The organism is Streptomyces sp. NPDC057565, from assembly GCF_042801455.1.
GTDB classification, from domain to species: Bacteria; Actinomycetota; Actinomycetes; order Streptomycetales; family Streptomycetaceae; genus Streptomyces; species Streptomyces yanii.
This window is the reverse complement of sequence record NZ_JBHVFU010000007.1, coordinates 1-14,603: the sequence shown is the minus strand read 5'-3', so window position 1 is coordinate 14,603 and position 14,603 is coordinate 1. Positions and strand designations below refer to the sequence as shown.

13 protein-coding genes are annotated in these 14,603 nt (G+C 69.3%); 2 read left to right on the top strand and 11 right to left on the bottom strand.

Annotation, left to right across the window (positions count from 1 at the left end):
- Positions 1 to 101: 101 nt before the first annotated feature.
- The 10 genes from ACFU8W_RS16625 to ACFU8W_RS16580 form a co-directional block, all read right to left on the bottom strand.
- Entirely contained in the window at positions 102 to 1,379 is a 1,278-nt protein-coding gene (locus tag ACFU8W_RS16625; RefSeq protein WP_384037191.1) for a cytochrome P450, read from the bottom strand.
- Entirely contained in the window at positions 1,376 to 1,990 is a 615-nt protein-coding gene (locus tag ACFU8W_RS16620; protein ID WP_384037188.1) for an ATP/GTP-binding protein, read from the bottom strand. The genes ACFU8W_RS16625 and ACFU8W_RS16620 overlap by 4 nt, the downstream gene beginning before the upstream one ends.
- Positions 1,968 to 2,321, bottom strand: coding sequence for a DUF742 domain-containing protein (locus tag ACFU8W_RS16615; RefSeq protein ID WP_384037185.1), 354 nt, complete (start codon positions 2,319 to 2,321; stop codon positions 1,968 to 1,970). Before ACFU8W_RS16615 ends, ACFU8W_RS16620 begins: the two co-directional genes overlap by 23 nt.
- Positions 2,318 to 2,746: a roadblock/LC7 domain-containing protein gene (locus tag ACFU8W_RS16610; RefSeq protein WP_384037182.1), complete on the bottom strand. Its 429-nt coding sequence runs from the start codon at positions 2,744 to 2,746 to the stop codon at positions 2,318 to 2,320. Before ACFU8W_RS16610 ends, ACFU8W_RS16615 begins: the two co-directional genes overlap by 4 nt.
- Positions 2,743 to 4,134 (bottom strand): ATP-binding protein, encoded by a 1,392-nt coding sequence (locus ACFU8W_RS16605; RefSeq protein ID WP_384037179.1) that lies wholly within the window; start codon positions 4,132 to 4,134, stop codon positions 2,743 to 2,745. Before ACFU8W_RS16605 ends, ACFU8W_RS16610 begins: the two co-directional genes overlap by 4 nt.
- 62 nt (positions 4,135 to 4,196) lie before the next feature.
- Positions 4,197 to 5,195 carry an MBL fold metallo-hydrolase gene (locus ACFU8W_RS16600; RefSeq protein WP_384037176.1) on the bottom strand — a complete coding sequence of 333 codons (999 nt, stop codon included), beginning with the start codon at positions 5,193 to 5,195 and terminating at the stop codon, positions 4,197 to 4,199.
- A gap of 588 nt (positions 5,196 to 5,783) precedes the next feature.
- Positions 5,784 to 6,956 carry a Gfo/Idh/MocA family protein gene (locus ACFU8W_RS16595; protein WP_266980423.1) on the bottom strand — a complete coding sequence of 391 codons (1,173 nt, stop codon included), beginning with the start codon at positions 6,954 to 6,956 and terminating at the stop codon, positions 5,784 to 5,786.
- Between the two features lie 39 nt (positions 6,957 to 6,995).
- Complete coding sequence (locus ACFU8W_RS16590) at positions 6,996 to 8,633, bottom strand: hypothetical protein (RefSeq protein ID WP_384037171.1); 1,638 nt, start codon at positions 8,631 to 8,633, stop codon at positions 6,996 to 6,998.
- 52 nt (positions 8,634 to 8,685) lie between these two features.
- On the bottom strand, positions 8,686 to 9,645 hold the full coding sequence (locus ACFU8W_RS16585; RefSeq protein ID WP_384037168.1) for a carbohydrate ABC transporter permease: 960 nt from the start codon (positions 9,643 to 9,645) through the stop codon (positions 8,686 to 8,688).
- Positions 9,642 to 10,652, bottom strand: coding sequence for an ABC transporter permease (locus ACFU8W_RS16580; protein ID WP_384037165.1), 1,011 nt, complete (start codon positions 10,650 to 10,652; stop codon positions 9,642 to 9,644). The genes ACFU8W_RS16585 and ACFU8W_RS16580 overlap by 4 nt, the downstream gene beginning before the upstream one ends.
- Before the next feature lie 387 nt (positions 10,653 to 11,039).
- Here ACFU8W_RS16580 and ACFU8W_RS16575 point away from each other — a divergent pair, with 387 nt between their 5' ends.
- Positions 11,040 to 12,284: a DUF3472 domain-containing protein gene (locus ACFU8W_RS16575; protein ID WP_384037162.1), complete on the top strand. Its 1,245-nt coding sequence runs from the start codon at positions 11,040 to 11,042 to the stop codon at positions 12,282 to 12,284.
- Between the two features lie 42 nt (positions 12,285 to 12,326).
- Here the strand turns inward: ACFU8W_RS16575 and ACFU8W_RS16570 are convergent, their stop codons facing one another.
- Complete coding sequence (locus tag ACFU8W_RS16570) at positions 12,327 to 13,127, bottom strand: DeoR/GlpR family DNA-binding transcription regulator (protein ID WP_345514160.1); 801 nt, start codon at positions 13,125 to 13,127, stop codon at positions 12,327 to 12,329.
- A 185-nt stretch (positions 13,128 to 13,312) separates the two neighbouring features.
- On the opposite strand from ACFU8W_RS16570, the gene ACFU8W_RS16565 reads away from it, so the two are divergent.
- Positions 13,313 to 14,197 carry an SIS domain-containing protein gene (locus ACFU8W_RS16565; protein WP_266980431.1) on the top strand — a complete coding sequence of 295 codons (885 nt, stop codon included), beginning with the start codon at positions 13,313 to 13,315 and terminating at the stop codon, positions 14,195 to 14,197.
- Positions 14,198 to 14,603: the final 406 nt, after the last annotated feature.

Genomic DNA, 14,603 nt, shown 5'->3' with positions numbered 1-14,603 from the left:
ACCACCCCGTCTGTGCTTCGGTCGGCGTTGCGCCGGCTGCGCTCGCTGTTCATCGGGCAATTCTCGCGCCCCTCACCCGTTCGGCGTACCACCGACACGGGTCATCGACTGATCGACACCTCCGACGGGGCCGAGAGCGCTGTGTCGCCGGTCACGTCGAGCGGGGTGAAACGGACCGGGAGATGTACCAGTGCGCGGTGGAACGGACCTGGCCGCCACATCAGTTCACTCGCCGGAACAGCCAGTTCCGCATCGCACAGCTGGCTGGTCAGCTGCTCGATCGCGGTCATCGCGATGAGCAGTGCCGGCTGCTTCGCGGGGCACCGGTGCGGCCCCGCCGACCAGGACAGATGGGCGCTGCCTCCGGAGCGCACGCCGGGGTCCGAAGGGGCGGGCGGGGACTGGGTGTTGGCCCCGGCGAAGGAGACCAGGAGCAACTGCCCCGCGCGCAGCCGGACGCCGTGGAACTCGGTGTCGTGGCGGGGGTAGTGGGCGGCGAAATTGGCCAGCGGCGGGTCCTGCCACAGGACTTCGTTGATCGCCTCGTGGGCCGTCATCGCTCCGCCGTGCAGCGAGCCGGCGTAGCGCTCGTCGGTGAGCATGTGCAGCAACGCGTTGCCGATCAGGTTGGTCGTCGGGTCGTGGCCCGCGCTCATGACCAGCGTGATCTGACGCACAGTCTCGTCGTTGTCGAGGCCGGCCGGGTGGCCGAGGAAGTAGGAGGTGAGGTCGCGGCGGGGGCGGGCACGCCGTTCGGCGACCAGCTCGGTGACGACGGTGACGAGGTCGGCGTACGCGGCGGCGGAGTCCTCGGCGGAGTTGAACATGCCGCCGATGCCGTCGACGATCCGTTCGCTGTCCTCGGGCGGTACGCCGAACCAGGTGGTGAAGACGTGCAGCGGAAGCCGTCGGGCGTACTGGGCGACGAGGTCGCCGCTGCCGGTGGCCGCGAACTCCCGGATGAGCTGCCGGGCGACGCGGGCGACCTCGGCCCGCAGGATGTGCGGTTCGATCAGGGCCAGGCTGTCGTTGATCGTGTCGCGGTAGCGGGCGTGCACGTCGCCGTCACTGAAGAGTGCGGTGGGCCGGTGGCCGAGCATCGGCAGGACCGGCGAGTCGGCGGGGACGGTCGCCTGCCAGGCGCGGGGGTCCTTGGTGAAGGTGTGGGTGTCGCGGAGCAGGTCGACGGCCGCCTGGTAGTCGGTGACCAGAAGGGCGTCGATGCCCGGGGCGATCCGGACGGGGGCGAGCGGGCCGTGCGCGCGCAGCTGCCGGTAGTGGCTGTGCGGGTCGGCGGCGAAGTCGGGGCCGTACAGCGCGAGGGGCTGCGGCGGCTGTACGGAGCGGGCCGGGCGCGCGGAGTGGGCGGGGGACGTCATGACGGGTCCTGAGGCTGGGGCAGGCGTGTCAGCACGTGCTCGGCGAGGGCGATCAGGGCGTCGATGCTGCCGCGACGTTCACGGGCGTCGCACTGGAGCAGCGGGGTGTCGGGGTGGAGGTCGAGGTGCTTGCGCAGGACCTCGTCGGTATGGACGGGGGCGTCGGGGAAGCGGTTGACGGCGACGGCGTACGGCAGTCCCTGCTCCTCGACCATGTCCATGACGGCGAAGGAATCGCCGAGCCGACGGGTGTCGACGAGGACGAGGGCACCGAGGGCGCCGCGGGCGATATCCTCCCAGAGCGGGAGGAACCGTTCCTGTCCAGGGGTCCCGAACATGTAGAGCACCAGGTCGTCCTGGACGGTCAGTCGGCCGAAGTCGACGGCGACCGTGGTGGTCGTCTTGTCCGGGAGCCCGGCGGTGTCGTCCAGCCGGGTACTGGACTGGGTCATCGCCTCTTCGGTGTGGAGCGTGGGTATCTCCGACAGCGTACGGATCAGGGTTGTCTTGCCCACGCCGAAGGGACCCGTGACGACGAGCTTCATCAGGGTCTGGGCGGCAGGCGGCAGATAGCCGATGCCGGTCCGGTCAGTGGAGGGAGCGGAGTCCAACGAGCAGCCTCTCGACGAGCGACCGGTCGGTCCCCCCGGCACTGGGGATCGGCGGTCGGGTGTGCAGATGTCCGGAGGCCGCGAGGTCCGTGGCCAGGAAGACGGTGGCACTGACCGGCAGTTCCAGGTGGGCCGCGCATTCGACGACGGTGAGCGCGCCCGGTTCCAGCAGCTCGCACAGCCTGTGCTGCTCCGAGCCGAGGTCCGGCGGCAGGGCCGTGTCGGTGCGTACGAGCACGGCGAGCCGGTCGAGTGCGGGTCCGGTGGGCCGGGTCCGGCCACCGGTGACCAGATAGGCGGGGATCAGGCGGCGTCCTGGGCCGGGGCTCATGGCCGGGCGGCGGTGTCCGGTTGGCGGGCGGGTGCGTTCATCGCCCGGGTCAGCGCGTTGACCTGCACCTGCATCTGGTACGCAATGTCGCCGAGCCTGGCCCCGGGTTCGGCGAACAGGGCGAGCGTGGTGTTCCTCCCTGCCGGTACGACGATGGCGAAGCCCTGGTCGGACTCCACCACCGTCTGGGCCAGCCGCGGCGCCTCGACATCGGTGAACGCGGTGGTGAAGGCGCGGGCCGCGGCGTGCAGGGTGGCGGTCATGGCGGCGACCCGCTCGCCGGACGCCCGGTCCAGGCCGGGCGAAGCTCCTTCGACGAGCCCGTCGCCGGTGGCGACCACGGCGTGCTGCACTCCGGGCAGTTCCAGCAGAGGGGTCAGCACCCATGCGAGGTCACCGGTGGTGGGGGTAGGGGTGCTGCTCACGTCTCGTCGTCTCCTTCGTCGTTCCTGGCGTTCCGGGCGTTCCGGGCGTTCGGGTCTTCGTCGTGCTCCGATGCCGAGGGAGCGGCCGGGGCGGGGGCGCTTCGACCGCTGAGGGTGCCCTGCTGGAGCGCCGCCCAGGACGCCTCGGCCTGTTCGGGGGTACGGGGCGCCGGCGGGCCGGCCGGGGGCACCGGGGCGGCGGGCGTGGACCGTACCGCTGCCGGGCGGGGTGATCGGCGGCGCCGGCTGGGCAGCTCGGTGCGTACCTCGGCAGTGGGCTCCGGCTCGGCCGCAGCGGGGGCCGTGGGCTCGACGCTGGCCGGCGCCGCAGTGTGCGCGTGCACCGGTTTCGGGGCGAGGGCGGAGAGGCTGGGGGCGTCCTGCAGCACCGTCAGGAGGTGGGCGGGCACTCTCAGAATCGTCCGCATCCCGCCGAAGGGCGACGCCTCGATGTGGCAGCTGAAGCCGTACTGCACGACCAGTCGGCCGACGACGGCGAAGCCGGCCTGCGGCGGATCGCCCAGCTCGGTCAGGAGGACTTCGGACGGGCCCGCCAGCAGGGCTCGGGCTCGTTCCAGCGCGTCGTCGTCCATGCCGATGCCCGCGTCGTCGATCACCAGGAAGGCGCCGCGGCCGCCACTCTGCTGGACCGTCACCTGGACGTCGGTGTCGGGGTGCGAGTAGGCGGTGGCGTTGGCCAGCAGCTCCGCGAGGGCGATCGCGAGCGGTTCGGCGGCGCGGGCGACGACGGCGAGCCACTCGTCGCGCAGATGGTTGGCGACCTTGATCCGTTCGTAGCCCGCGACCCGGGACTGGGCGCCGAGCACGATCTCGACGAGCGGCGAGTTCTGCCGGGCCAGCCCCGGCCAGGCGTCGCAGAGCACCGCGGTGGCCTGGGTACGGCGCAGCGCCAGTTCGTTGCGGAAGTCCAGCTGCAGGATCCGCGGGTCGTCGTACTCGTGCTGGAGTTCGTGCAGCAGCTGCTGGGACTGGTTGAGCAGCGACTGGATCTTGGCGAAGGTGCCGCGCATCGCCGCGCGCGCGGCCGCGTCGACGCGCTGCCGCTCCTCGACGACCGCCGCGCGTGCGGCCTGCACCGCCTCGGTCAGCAGAGTCGCGGATCCGCCGTCGACCTCGGCCGCCTCCCGCAGTCCGGGGACCGGCGCGCTGGGGTGGGAGAGGGCGAGCGCGGCGGCGGGTATCCGCTTCCGGGCGAGCTGCCGGATCTCGTCGGTGAGGGCGGCGGTACGGGCATCGGCCGCCTTCGCCTGGCGTTCGGCCAGCTCGGCGCGGGCCCACGCCACATGGGCGTCCCGGGCCGCGTTCCGGGAGCGGACCACGGCCACCACGGCGGTGACGACGGCTGCCAGCGCCACGATCCATGCCATGCCGTCACCGTATTTCTGTGGTCGGGTCGGCCTCCCCGCCCGGGCGGCGGGAGATCCGGGTGTCACCCCTCGCGGTCTGCCGTCCCACGGGACTGCTCCACTTCTTGAGCGACGACGGCGACATCGGTCATCACCTGGAGCACGCTGGGCAGTTCCGAGCCGTCGAGCTGCCGGTACTCGCTGCCGATCGTCACCACAAGGCGTTCGGCCAGGCCGAGTTCGGGGTGGCGCCCCTCGGCGATCACCCGGCGGGCCGCCTCCAGTGCGGGCACCCCGGCCGCGTGGAGGGCGTGGGCGCGCTCCCGTACGTGTTCGAGGTAGCCGATGTGCGCGCGCACACCGGCCGGGTCGAGGACCGGACCGTGGCCCGGGACGATGGCCTCGGCGCCGGTGGCCAGCACCTGTTCGCAGGCGGCGATCACGTGGGAGAGGGGGCCCGCCCAGTGCACCGGGTGGTCGCCCGGCTGCTCCGGCGTGGAGGCGAAGATGACGTCGCCGCTGAACACGGTCTGCTGCGCGGGCAGGTGCACGATCAGGTCGCCCGTGGTGTGGGCGGGGGGCAGGGCCGTCACCTGGACGGGGTACTCCCCCAGGGTCAGTTCGAGTTCGCCGGTGAAGTACGTGGTCGGCTGCACGGGTTCGGTCCGTGACCAGTCGAACGGGCCGAAGTGGCGCTTGAGGTACTCACCGAGCGCGGTGGCCGGATCGCTTCCCTGGACGAGGGCGTGCTGCTGCTTCGGGGTGGGTTCGTAGTGAATGTGTTCCCGGGCCTCGCGGGTCGCGATGATCTCCGCGTCCGGGAGTACGCCCGCGCCCCAGAAGTGGTCCCCGTTGGCGTGGGTGACGATGACCCGGTCGATGGCGGCGCCGTCGGGCAGCCGCTTCGTGGACTCCGTCAGGAACTGGCCGGCGAGCACGGGGTCGTACGGGGTGTCGATCCAGATCGCGCCACGCGATGACGTCAGGAGACCGCAGTTCGCGAGGCCCCAGCCCCGTTTCGGCGGGAGCCATGCGTACAGGTCCCGCCCCAGCTCGACGAAGTCTCCGCCCGTGATCGACATGGACGCGATTATGCCGACCGCGATCCGGCAACGCGTTCGAACTCGGCCACCGAGGGATCCGGTTGGCGCAAAACCGCCGCTTGCTCGCACCGGTTGCGGTGCGGTGGTGACGGTACGAGACCGGGCATCCTCACCCCTGTACGACATCTTCCGGACGTTCGGCTTCATTTCCCCCGACGGCGTCACGCCTCGCTGCCGTGGTCGATCGGGCGGCCGCCAAACAGGAAGAGGCCGATTACCCACCGAGCATGGCTGAAAACAGAGGCAGAGAGACCTCCGGCGACGGTGCCTGACAGCGCTGCCCCGGAGGTCCCCACGGCTTTCCGGCCGGGTGCTCCCAGTACCGTGACCGGCCATGTCTGCCGGTCACAGCACTGGGGCGTGTGTCGGAAGTCCCGCCGTCCGCCCGAAGGGCGGGCCCGGCGGCGTCCGGTGCGTGCGATCGCAAGGCGGAGGGTCGCCCTCGTACGGGACGTACTCGGGCGAGCCCGACAACGCAGCGAGCGTGCGTGCCGGACGCCGCCGGGCAGGCGGGACTTCCGACACGCGCCCCAGTGCTGTGACCGGCAAACATTGCCGGTCCCGGCACTACCGGACCTGACCGCGTTCGAAGTACGCGATCAGCTCGGGGTCGAGGGCCGGCACGTCGTACGGTGCACCGCCCTCACGCAGCGAGCGGGTCGCGAGGACCCCGGCGGCGACGCTCATCCGGGCGGCGACAGGAGAGGTGTCCGTGACACCGCCCTCGCGGACGAACCGGCAGAACTCCTCCATGATCCGGGTGTCACCGCCGCCGTGCGAGCCATTGGCCTCCGGCACCCGGTAGGTGATGTCGGCCTCGGCGCGGTATCCGCTGGGTCCGGTGTTCCAGACCTTGACCTCGTCACCGGGGCTGTCGCCGAAGTTCTCCAGCCGGCCCTCGGTGCCGATGACGGTGTAGTTCCGCCAGTAGTCCGGGGTGAAGTGGCACTGCTGGTAGGCGGCCACGACGCCGTTGTCGAGCTGCATGTTCATCACCGAGACGTCCTCGACGTCCACGATGTGGTGCAGGTCCTTGCGGGCCGTCGGCGGCCAGTCGAACTCCCGCAGCCAGTTGTCCGGGCGCGGGGTGTCCGCCTCGCGGCGCGGCAGGTCGCCGTAGACGAGGAGGTCGCCGAGGGCGTTGACGCGGCGGGTGTAGCCGCCGGCCAGCCAGTGCAGGACGTCGATGTCGTGTGCGGCCTTCTGGAGCAGCAGTCCGGTGGTGCGGGTCCGGTCGGCGTGCCAGTCCTTGAAGTAGTAGTCACCGCCGTAGCCGACGAAGTGCCGCACCCACACGGCCTTCGGTTCGCCGATGTCACCGCGGGCGATGATGTCGCGCATCAGCCGCACGACGCCCATGTGGCGCATGTTGTGACCGACGTACAGCCGGGTCCCCGTCTCGTACGCGGCGCGCAGGACGTTGTCGCAGCTCTCCACGGTGATACCGAGCGGCTTCTCGACGAAGACCGCCTTGCCGGCCCGCAGGGCATCGATGGCGATGACCTCGTGGGTGTCGTCCGGGGTGGCGATGATGATCGCGTCGAGGTCGTCCCGGTCGAGGAGCAGTTTGTAGTCCTCGACCGCGACATCGGTGCCGAAGCGCTCGGCCTCGCGCTGCCGCACCTCGGGGTCGAGGTCGCAGACGGCAGTGATCGCCGAACCCTGTCCGGGGTGGTGGGCGGACATCGCGATGGAGCGGCGGAGGCCGAGCCCGATGACGCCGAGTCGCAGGTCTGACACGGGGGTCCCTTCTGTCTGTACGGGTGGTGCGGGCGGAGACTACTTACCGGCGATCGAGGCCTCGAACTCGGCCCGGATCTCGTCGCCGCCGCCCGAGCGCCACTTCTTCACCTGGTCCTGGAAGGCGGAGATCGGCTTGCGGCCCGCGACGACGTCGAGGACGGTGTCGCTCACCGCGGTGCCGATGGAGGCGCCCTTCTTCGTCGAGGCGTCCGAGAAGTGACCGCTGGTGGGATTGGCCTTGCCCATCTTGAGGAGTTCTTCCTGCCAGCCGTGGATCTTCGAGGCCATCTCGGACTTGCCGGGCAGGTAGACGTATTCCGGGGTGTTGGCGAGGAAGGCCAGCGGCATGGCGGTGGTCACGGCCTCGGCGTTGCCCTTGGCGGTGAGCTTGATGTCGCCGTTGGAGGTACGGGTGTAGTGCGTGCCCTCGATGCCGTTGTCGAGGAAGAGCCGCTCCTCGGTGCCGAACGGGGCGGCGAGGTAGTCGAGCACGCGCAGCAGCATCTCGACGCGCTTGGCGTCCGCCTTCTTGGAGATGGCGGTGTAACCGACCGAGCCGTAGCCCAGGGTGTACGACGGGGTGGCACCGGCCTTGCCGGCGAACGGCACGATGACGCCGAACGGGAAGTCGTACGTCTTGACGTCGGTCAGGAAGCTCGGGAAGGACTGCACATAGGCGCCGAGCGAACCCTGTGCCACCTTCTCCATGGTGGTGCTGAGGTTCGGGTCCGGCCAGAACAGACCGGCCTTGCGGACCTTGACCGCGAAGGCCACAGCCTCCAGGTACTCCTCGGTCTCGTACAGGTGGGTGAGCTTGCCGCCCTCCAGCCGCCAGCTGGCGGGCGCGCCGAACCACTGGGCGAACTGACCGACGTGGTTCACGTACGCCGGCTCCAGGACGTACTTGTTCCGCTTGGCGTCGAGGAGTTCCTTGCCCTTGGCGAGGAAGTCCTCGGCGCTGGTGAACTCGGCGCCGCCGACCGGCTTCCAGAAGTCCTGGTTGACGACGTAGACCTGGCCCATGGAACCGTACGCGACGGCGACACCGCGGATCTTGCCGTTGATGACGGCGGTCTTCCACGCGGAGGTGGGCAGGTTGGCCAGGTTCGGGTACTTCTTGACCGCGTCGCCGGACAGGTGCGGCGTGAGGTCGTGGAACTTGGCGTCCAGCAGCTCGGGGACGTGCTGGAGGCCCTGGTTCGGCGGGAACCACACCAGGTCGGGGATGTCCCCGCTGGCGACGATCGCGTTGAACTTGCCGGGGTAGCCGGCGCCCTCCTCGACCACGATGGTCATGTCGAACTGCGAGCCGAGGCGCTTGTTCAGCTCCTGCCAGTAGGCGTTCTTGCCCTGGGCCGGGGCGGGCGTCGTGAAGGTCTCGGTCAGCGCCGTGATGCGGCTGCCGTCACCGGGAGCCTCGGCCACCGACTTGGTGAGCTTCTTCGGGTACCGCAGGTACGTGGCGTCCAGTCCCGAGGCGTTGCCTGCAAGGTCCGCGGGGGCGGTCTGCGCAGGGACGTACGTCGGGAGCTTCAGCTTGGCGGAGGCCTTGGCGCCGCCCTTGCTGACGGTGGCACCACTGCCGCACGCGGTCAGGGACGACAGGCCGGCGACGGTCAGGCCGGCTATCCCCGCCGCGCCCATGAAGCCGCGCCGGGACAGGTGTGTGGACATGGGTGCTCCTTGAAGTGTGTGAAGTGCGTGGGGCGATGTCCGCGAGGACGGATCAGCCCTTGATCGCCCCGGTGAGGACGCCCTTGACGAAGAACTTCTGCAGGAAGGGATAGACGCAGAAGATGGGCACGATCGCGATGATCAGCACGGCCATCTGCAGCGAGGTCGCGGGCGGAATCGCGTGGACTCCCATGGCCTGCGCGTTGATGCTCTGGCCGTTGAGGACGTAGGAGCGCAGGATCACCTGGATGGGGAACTTGCCCGAGTCGTTGAGGTAGAGCACCGCGTTGAAGAAGCTGTTCCAGTAACCGACCGCGTAGAAGAGACCGACCACGGCGAGAACCGCCTTGGAGAGGGGAAGGACGATCCGGAACAGGACCGTGACCTCACCCGCACCGTCGATCCGTGCGGCGTCGTACAGCTCCTCGGGAATGCTCTGGAAGAAGGAGCGGACGACGACGATGTTGAACGCGTTGAGGAGTACGGGAAGGATCAGCGAGGCATAGGTGTCGAGCAGCTTGAACTGCTGGACCGCCAGGTAGGTGGGGATGATGCCGGGGGCGAAGAGGAACGTGCCCAGCACCATCAGGAGGATCGGCTTCCCGAGGACCGTGCCGGGCCGCGAGGTTCCGTACGCGATCATCACCGTGCACGCCAGGCTCAGAGCCGTGCCGATCAGCGTGATGAAGATGGAGACGATGGCGGCCTGGGTGACGACCCCGCCCGAGAGGATGACCCGGTAGGCCTCCAGCGTCGGGTGCTTCGGCAGCAGGACGTAGCCGCCGTTGGCGTTGAGCTCCTCGCGGCTCGCCAGGCTGGTACCGACGGCGAGGACGAACGGGTAGAGCACGATCACGGTCAGGACGATCAGGGCCAGGGCCTTCGCCCCCTGCCCGTACCAGTGCGGTCGCTCCATCCACGGCGGGCGGCCGGACGCCGTGCGGCTGCGGATGGTGCCCGGGGGGCCGAATCGCGCCGTGCGCAGTCGGGACGCAAGGGTCTGCTGACTCATCGGTACACTCCCTGCTCACCGAAGCGGTGCGCCAGCTTGTTGGCGGCGAGGATGAGGGCGAATCCGATGACGCCCTTCATCAGGCCGGCGGCCGTACTCATCCCCCAGTCACCGTCGATGACCCCGTGGTAATAGACGTAGGTGTCCATGACCTCGGCGGCGTCCTTCCCGACGGCGTCGCGCTGCAGGATGATCTGCTCGAATCCCACCGAGAGGATGTCGCCGAGCCGCAGGATCAGCAGCATGAGGATCACCGGCCGGATACCCGGCAGGGTGATGTGCCAGATCCTGCGGAGCCAGCCGGCGCCGTCCATGGCGGCGGACTCGTACTGGCCCATGTCGATCGAGGCGATCGACGCCAGGAAGATGATCGTCCCCCAGCCGCAGTCCTTCCAGATGGCCTGGGCGGTGATCAGCAGCTTGAAGGTACCGGGGTCCGTCATCACATTGCCGATGTTGACCCCGTGCTCCATCAGGAGCGTGGTGACCGAACCCGCACCGCCGAGCACCTGCTTGAACATCGCGACGACGACCACCCACGACAGGAAGTGCGGGAGGTAGACGATCGTCTGGATGAAGCGCTTGATCTTCTCGCTGATCAGCGAGTTGAGCAGGAGCGCCAGCGCGATCGGGGCCGGGAAGTAGAGGAGCAGCTGGATCGCGGTGATCTGCAGCGTGTTGGAGACCGCGCTCCAGAACTCCGGCTCGGAAAGCAGCGCCGTGAAGTTGGCCAGACCGACGAACGGACTCTGCTTGAAGCCCAGGAACGGTTGGTAGTCCTGGAAGGCGATGACGTTGCCCGCGAGCGGCAGATAGAAGAAGAGCACGAAGTACAGGACGCCCGGCAGGCAGAACAGCAGGAGCGCCTTGTCCCGCTTCAGTCGGTACCGCAGCGGCTGCCGTATTCGGCCTTTGGCTCGCTTCTTCCCGGCGGGTGAGTCCGCGTCATCGGGGTCACGGGGCTGCGGCACCGGCGACCGCACGGATGAGACCGGCGCATCTGCCATCGTCACAGGCACCTCCAGGGCTGATGGAGCAAGGGGGAGTGTCCCGCGATCACGGCTGCGGCACGCACCGGTGACGGTGCGGCCGCTGCTTCCTCGCGGCGACAGCCACATAGTTCACGACAGTGCGCCTCGATGGCAAGAGTTGTTCATTTCGCACAGGTAACGAACATCTATAGACATAGAAAAGCTGGAGAAGGTTCGATTGAACCGCGCCGGGGCGCGGATCTGGGCACGGCAGGGATGCGAAACGGGTACGTAAGCACCTCGATGAGATAAACGAACCCCTTGCCAGCGGGTTCATCGTGGGTCCAGGATGCGACCTCGTGCTCGATCTTGCACTGACGAGCACAACTCCCAACATTCTCAAACAGAGGCGGGTAAGCCCGTATGAGCTCTCGCACGCCCAAGTCCGGCTTCGGTCGGCTCGGCCGCATCGCCGGAAGTGCCGTCGCGGCACTGGCACTTGCAGCCGGTATCGGAATGTCCACTGCGGCCACGGCGGACGCCAATGAGGACGGCTGGGGGGACACCCCCGGCACATACACGCACTACACCTTCCCCGCCGGAACCCCGGACCTGTCGTCCGTGACGTGGAGTACCACGGTCACTGCCGACCCCGGCTTCACCTCGCACACCTTCTGGTCGCATCAGTTCGGCTTCAACCAGGGGAACGGCGGCTACATCGGCATGCAGGACAACGGGGGCGAGGACCAGCTGTTCCTCTTCTCCGTCTGGGACGTGAACCAGGCCAAGCCCGGCAGCAGGGGCAGCTGGTGCCAGGACTTCGGCGGCGAGGGCACCGGCTACAGCTGCCGGATGAACGTGCCGTGGAAGGCCGGTCACACCTACACGTTCAACGTGGCCTCGGAGGGCGGCGGCTGGTTCGGCGCCACCGTCGAGGACACCACCGCCCACACCTCGTTCGAGCTGGGCAGCATTCTGACTCCGGCGACCGGGATCAAGACGGCCGGCATGGTCGACTGGGTCGAGTACTACGAGTGGAGCATGCCCCGCTCCACCTGTATGCAGCAGCCCTACAGCGCGGCGACCTTCGGTCTTCCCAAGGCCACGACCCTGAACAACACCCAGGTCACCGGCACGGCCACCCGGCCCGAGAACAACGGTGACTGCGCCAACGTCACCAGCACGATCGGCCCCGACGGCGGCGAGCAGGTCCTGGGCATCGGCAACTCCACCAGGGACGCCGTGACCGACCGGGCGGGCAACTGCCTGGACGTGGAAGGCGTGGACCACGCGCAGCTCGAATGGGCCGAGGACGCCGATCTGGCCGCCGACGAGAACCGGGCCGCGGTCGTCGAGACGTGCCACCGGCGCACCGACCAGGGCTGGGTGCACGGCGCCGACCGGACGCTGCGTCTGGTGAACAACTTCTGCCTGACCGCCGCGCCCGAGGCGGCCGGGAATGACAAGAAGGTCCCGGTCACGATCACGACCTGTGCCGGCACCCCTGGACCGCTGACGACCTGGACGTACGGCGCGCAGGGCTCGATCGTGAACGACGCGACCGGCCAGTGCCTGTACGCCCCGGGCGGCAACGAGACCGGGCACCGTGTGGAACTGCGCGACTGCACCGGCAAGGCCGACCAGCAGTGGACCGCGCCCCGCGCCTGATACCGCGGGACGGCGTCACCGCCGGACGGGCCGGTGTCACCCTCACACAGCGATGACGGTGACACCGGCCTCGGTGAAACGGGCCTTCGCGTCGCGAGTGATGCCGGTGTCGGTGACCAGGAAGTCGACCTGGCTGAGATCGCAGACCCGGGCGAAGGCACGCTTGCCGATCTTCGAGGAGTCGGCGGCCACGACCACCCGCTGCGCCTGCTGGGCGAGCAGCCGGTTGATGCTGGCCTCGCCCTCGTGGTGGACGTACGCCCCGCGCTCGGTGTCGATCGCGTTGACGCCCAGCACGGCGACATCCAGCGTTATCTCACCGAGCACTCCACTGGCCAGCGGCCCCGTGAGCTCGTACGACTGCGGCCGGGCCACTCCACCGGTCACCACGATCTTGATCTGCGGCCGTATCACCAGCTCGTTGGCGATGTTGAGGGCATTGGTCACCACCGTCAGGGTCGGCTGCCCCCCGGCCCCGGGGCCGGTGTCACCGACGAGGTCGGAACGCACGGCCAGCGAGCGGGCGACCTCGGTGATCGTGGTGCCGCCGGTCAGTCCCACCACCTCGCCCACCGCCACGAGTTCGGACACGGCGCGACCGATGGCCTGCTTCTCCGGGGCGTTGCGTCCCGTCTTGTAGCGCAACGCCAGTTCGTAACTGACTCCGTGCGCGACGGCGCCGCCGCGGGTTCGGGTGAGCAACTGCTGCTCGGCGAGCTGGTCCAGGTCACGGCGGATGGTCGCGGCCGAGACGTCCAGCGTCGTCGCGGCGTCCTCGACCTCCACCCGGCCGTGTTTGCCGACCAGCTCAAGCAGCGCGTCCCACCGAGCATCCCTGGACAAGTGAACTCTCCTTACGGGCCCGGGATTCGAACGCCCATCCCCTTGGGCAATGTCACCGGACATGCGCAAGGGTCGCACAAGGCGCCGATCAGTCAAGCCTCATGCAAGCAGAATGCTTGATAATGATCGTAGTACGTGTATAACGTGCGTGAACGAGCATCCAACCACCCATACGGAGTGCAAAAGTGTCGTTTGTCGAGATTGAGACTGCCAGCCAGCCGGAGTGCTGGCGTCGCGCCGCAGACCTGGCACAGAGCCAGTCGGCCGCCCTGCCCGCCACGGGCGAGCGCATCGCCGTCGTCGGCTGCGGCACCTCGTTCTACATGGCCCAGGCGTACGCCGCACTCCGCGAGGAATCCGGACAGGGCGAGTCCGACGCTTTCGCCGCATCGGAGTTCCCCTTCGGCCGCAGCTACGACCGGGTCGTGGCGCTCACCCGCTCGGGCACGACGACCGAGGTGCTGGAGCTGCTCGACCGCCTCCGTGGCGTCACCCGCACCGTCGCGATCACGGCCGACCCGAACACCCCGGTGATGACGTCCGCCGACGATGTCGTCGTCCTCGACTTCGCCGACGAGCAGTCCGTGGTGCAGACCCGGTTCGCCACCACGCTGCTCACGCTGCTCCGTGCCCACCTCGGCCTGCACACCGACGCCGTGGTCCGTGACGCGGAGACCGCACTGGCCGAGCCGCTGCCCGAAGGGCTGCTGGAGTGCACCCAGTTCACCTTCCTCGGCCGGGGCTGGACGGTCGGTCTCGCCAACGAGGCCGCGCTCAAGATGAAGGAGGCGTCGCTCTCCTGGACCGAGTCCTACCCGGCGATGGAGTACCGCCACGGTCCGATCAGCATCGCCACCACCGGCACCGCCACCTGGGTGTTCGGTCCCGCCCCCGAGGGTCTTGAGGAGCAGGTCACGTCGACCGGCGCCCGCTGGGTGGCGAGCGGCCTGGACCCGCTGGCCGAGCTGGTCCGCGTACAGCGTCTGGCGATCGCCCGCGCCGAGGCGGCCGGCATCGACCCGGACAGCCCCCGTCACCTGACCCGCTCGGTGGTTCTCACCGACGCCTGACCGGCGGATGGGCGTCATCGAACGCGCACTCACCGTTCCGCACGACGGTGTGCGCGGGGGCGCGTGCGAGGGGTTCCTCGCCGCGCCCGCACGGGGCGGCGACACCGGTGTCCTCGCCCTTGCCGGGAGGGTCACCAGGGCGTGTGTCGGAAGTCCCGCCTGCCCCGCGACGCCCGGCACGCACGCTCGCCGCGTTGTCGGGCCCGCCCGAGTACGTCCCGTACGAGGACGACCCTCCGCCTTGCGATCGCACGCACCGGACGCCGCCGGGCCCACCCTTCGGGCGGACGGCGGGACTTCCGACACACGCCCTAGCTTGATCTTTAACCTCGGAGGTCGAACGGCTCCTCGTACTTGATCACTCGGACTGGCAACCGCCTTACACGAGGGCGGCCTTCGGCCGAGC

Excerpts from the sequence above, each read along its gene's own strand:
- ACFU8W_RS16625 (WP_384037191.1), bottom strand. The coding sequence starts at position 1,379 with ATGACGTCCCCCGCCCACTCCGCGCGCCCGGCCCGCTCCGTACAGCCG.
- ACFU8W_RS16615 (WP_384037185.1), bottom strand. The coding sequence starts at position 2,321 with ATGAGCCCCGGCCCAGGACGCCGCCTGATCCCCGCCTATCTGGTCACC.
- ACFU8W_RS16605 (WP_384037179.1), bottom strand. The coding sequence starts at position 4,134 with ATGGCATGGATCGTGGCGCTGGCAGCCGTCGTCACCGCCGTGGTGGCC.
- ACFU8W_RS16600 (WP_384037176.1), bottom strand. The coding sequence starts at position 5,195 with ATGTCGATCACGGGCGGAGACTTCGTCGAGCTGGGGCGGGACCTGTAC.
- ACFU8W_RS16590 (WP_384037171.1), bottom strand. The coding sequence starts at position 8,633 with ATGTCCACACACCTGTCCCGGCGCGGCTTCATGGGCGCGGCGGGGATA.
- ACFU8W_RS16585 (WP_384037168.1), bottom strand. The coding sequence starts at position 9,645 with ATGAGTCAGCAGACCCTTGCGTCCCGACTGCGCACGGCGCGATTCGGC.
- ACFU8W_RS16580 (WP_384037165.1), bottom strand. The coding sequence starts at position 10,652 with ATGGCAGATGCGCCGGTCTCATCCGTGCGGTCGCCGGTGCCGCAGCCC.
- ACFU8W_RS16575 (WP_384037162.1), top strand. The coding sequence starts at position 11,040 with ATGAGCTCTCGCACGCCCAAGTCCGGCTTCGGTCGGCTCGGCCGCATC.